The organism is Caballeronia hypogeia, from assembly GCF_001544875.2.
Taxonomy (GTDB): domain Bacteria; phylum Pseudomonadota; class Gammaproteobacteria; order Burkholderiales; family Burkholderiaceae; genus Caballeronia; species Caballeronia hypogeia.
Genome location: NZ_FCOA02000072.1, coordinates 1 through 3,705 on the forward strand (window position 1 = coordinate 1; position 3,705 = coordinate 3,705).

Genomic DNA, 3,705 nt, shown 5'->3' on the forward strand with positions numbered 1-3,705 from the left:
GCATGAGGAGCCTGACGATTACCTACTTTCACACGGGAATCCGCACTATCATCGGCGTGGAGTCGTTTCACGGTCCTGTTCGGGATGGGAAGGGGTGGGACCGACTCGCTATGGTCATCAGGCATGACTTGTTGTTGTCTCGCTTTGGCAAGCGCTACAACCAATCCGGGAAGAAGTAGAAGTGTTTGGGGTGGTGACTGTGAGCACAAGGCGTCACTCAACCGGCGTGCCCCCTACGGGGGGTATTGACTAAGCGCTCAAGCGCCAGGTCACTACGAAACACACTGGTTATAGGATCAAGCCTTACGGGCAATTAGTATCAGTTAGCTCAATGCATTACTGCACTTACACACCTGACCTATCAACGTCCTGGTCTGGAACGACCCTTCAAGGGGCTCGAAGCCCCAGGGATATCTCATCTTAAGGCGAGTTTCCCGCTTAGATGCTTTCAGCGGTTATCTCTTCCGAACATAGCTACCCGGCGATGCGACTGGCGTCACAACCGGTACACCAGAGGTTCGTCCACTCCGGTCCTCTCGTACTAGGAGCAGCCCCCTTCAAATATCCAACGCCCACGGCAGATAGGGACCAAACTGTCTCACGACGTTTTAAACCCAGCTCACGTACCTCTTTAAATGGCGAACAGCCATACCCTTGGGACCGGCTACAGCCCCAGGATGAGATGAGCCGACATCGAGGTGCCAAACACCGCCGTCGATATGAACTCTTGGGCGGTATCAGCCTGTTATCCCCAGAGTACCTTTTATCCGTTGAGCGATGGCCCTTCCATACAGAACCACCGGATCACTATGACCTGCTTTCGCACCTGCTCGACTTGTCGGTCTCGCAGTTAAGCACGCTTATGCCATTGCACTATCAGCACGATTTCCGACCGTACCTAGCGTACCTTCGTACTCCTCCGTTACACTTTGGGAGGAGACCGCCCCAGTCAAACTGCCTACCATGCACTGTCCCCGATCCAGATAATGGACCAAGGTTAGAACCTCAAACAAACCAGGGTGGTATTTCAAGGACGGCTCCACCAAGACTAGCGTCCTGGTTTCATAGCCTCCCACCTATCCTACACAGATCGGTTCAAAGTCCAATGCAAAGCTACAGTAAAGGTTCATGGGGTCTTTCCGTCTAGCCGCGGGGAGATTGCATCATCACAAACACTTCAACTTCGCTGAGTCTCGGGAGGAGACAGTGTGGCCATCGTTACGCCATTCGTGCAGGTCGGAACTTACCCGACAAGGAATTTCGCTACCTTAGGACCGTTATAGTTACGGCCGCCGTTTACCGGGACTTCAATCAAGAGCTTGCACCCCATCATTTAATCTTCCGGCACCGGGCAGGCGTCACACCCTATACGTCCACTTTCGTGTTTGCAGAGTGCTGTGTTTTTATTAAACAGTCGCAGCCACCAGTTTATTGCAACCCTTTCACCCTCCTGGCGCAGGCCAGTCAAGCTACAAGGGCGTACCTTATCCCGAAGTTACGGTACCAATTTGCCGAGTTCCTTCTCCCGAGTTCTCTCAAGCGCCTTAGAATACTCATCTCGCCCACCTGTGTCGGTTTGCGGTACGGTCATCATTAGACTGAAGCTTAGAGGCTTTTCTTGGAACCACTTCCAATTGCTTCGCTTCCGAAGAAGCTCGCGCCACACCCTTGAATTACGTGCCCGGATTTGCCTAAGCACCTTCTCCAATGCAGCGACCGGGACTTCCAACACCCGGACAACCTTCCGCGATCCGTCCCCCCATCGCATCTAACAATGGTGCAGGAATATTGACCTGCTTCCCATCAGCTACGCATTTCTGCCTCGCCTTAGGGGCCGACTCACCCTACGCCGATGAACGTTGCGTAGGAAACCTTGGGCTTACGGCGAGGGGGCTTTTCACCCCCTTTATCGCTACTCATGTCAGCATTCGCACTTCCGATACCTCCAGCATGCCTTTCGACACACCTTCGCAGGCTTACGGAACGCTCTCCTACCACACGCGCACTTAAGCACGTATCCGCAGCTTCGGTGACTGGCTTGAGCCCCGTTACATCTTCCGCGCAGGACGACTCGATCAGTGAGCTATTACGCTTTCTTTAAAGGGTGGCTGCTTCTAAGCCAACCTCCTGACTGTTTTAGCCTTCCCACTTCGTTTCCCACTTAGCCAATCTTTGGGACCTTAGCTGGCGGTCTGGGTTGTTTCCCTCTTGACACCGGACGTTAGCACCCGATGTCTGTCTCCCGTGATTGCACTCTTCGGTATTCGGAGTTTGCTATGGCGTAGTAATCCGCAATGGACCCCACAACCATGACAGTGCTCTACCCCCGAAGGTGATACACGAGGCACTACCTAAATAGTTTTCGGAGAGAACCAGCTATTTCCAAGTTTGTTTAGCCTTTCACCCCTATCCACAGCTCATCCCCTAACTTTTCAACGTTAGTGGGTTCGGTCCTCCAGTACGTGTTACCGCACCTTCAACCTGGCCATGGATAGATCACTTGGTTTCGGGTCTACGCCCAGCAACTGATCGCCCTATTCGGACTCGCTTTCGCTACGCCTGCCTTAATCAGTTAAGCTCGCTACTGAACGTAAGTCGCTGACCCATTATACAAAAGGTACGCCGTCACCCGTTTCCAGGCTCCGACTGTTTGTATGCATGCGGTTTCAGGATCTATTTCACTCCCCTCCCGGGGTTCTTTTCGCCTTTCCCTCACGGTACTGGTTCACTATCGGTCGATCACGAGTATTTAGCCTTGGAGGATGGTCCCCCCATCTTCAGACAGGATTTCACGTGTCCCGCCCTACTTGTCGTACCCCTAGTTCTTTCACGCTGTTTTCGTCTACAGGGCTATCACCTGCTATGGCCGCACTTTCCAGAGCGTTCGACTAACAATGCAAATAAAGAGTACAGGCTGGTCCCATTTCGCTCGCCACTACTCTGGGAATCTCGGTTGATTTCTGTTCCTGCGGTTACTTAGATGTTTCAGTTCACCGCGTTCGCTTCGCATAGCCTATGTATTCAGCTATGGATGACCCATTCGGGCCGGGTTTCCCCATTCGGATATCGGAGGATCAAAGCTCGTTTGCCAGCTCCCCTCCGCTTTTCGCAGGCTACCGCGTCCTTCATCGCCTGTGATCGCCAAGGCATCCACCACATGCACTTGTTCGCTTGACCCTATAACAAGTGTGTCTCTCTCGAGCCACCCTCGCTACAGGCTGAGTATTCGCGTTGTGCCGTATTCCAAGTCATCATTAAGATCACTTTTCATACTTGATACAATCACTACCCTGAATCTTCTACTCACACCCATCTCTAAGTGCTTTCCAAGATTCTCTTTACTACTTCTTCCAGATTGTTAAAGAACGTTTAGCCGATAGGTGTCTTGCAATACCTACAGCATCAACTGGCTTTCAATCGCCAATGCAAAGAATTTCGTCTTCACGAAACACTTGGCATTGAGGATTGGTGGAGGATGACGGGATCGAACCGACGACCCCCTGCTTGCAAAGCAGGTGCTCTCCCAGCTGAGCTAATCCCCCAAGTCTCTTGAGTCTGCTCGATCATTCGATCGACTCATCCTGACCGTGGTGGGTCTGGATGGATTCGAACCATCGACCCCCGCCTTATCAAGACGGTGCTCTAACCGACTGAGCTACAGACCCAAAGCCTGTCTTAAACAACAGCCGATAAGCGTGAGCGCTT

2 tRNA genes and 2 rRNA genes are annotated in these 3,705 nt (G+C 52.4%); all 4 read right to left on the bottom strand.

Features of this window, described 5'->3' with window-relative positions:
- Positions 1-9 precede the first annotated feature (9 nt).
- A 5S ribosomal RNA gene (rrf, locus tag AWB79_RS37825) occupies positions 10-122 on the bottom strand.
- Between the two features lie 170 nt (positions 123-292).
- Positions 293-3,177, bottom strand: a 23S ribosomal RNA gene (locus AWB79_RS37830).
- Positions 3,178-3,466: 289 nt separating this feature from the next.
- Positions 3,467-3,542 (bottom strand) — tRNA-Ala (locus tag AWB79_RS37835).
- Positions 3,543-3,588: 46 nt separating this feature from the next.
- Positions 3,589-3,665, bottom strand: a tRNA-Ile gene (locus AWB79_RS37840).
- Positions 3,666-3,705: the final 40 nt, after the last annotated feature.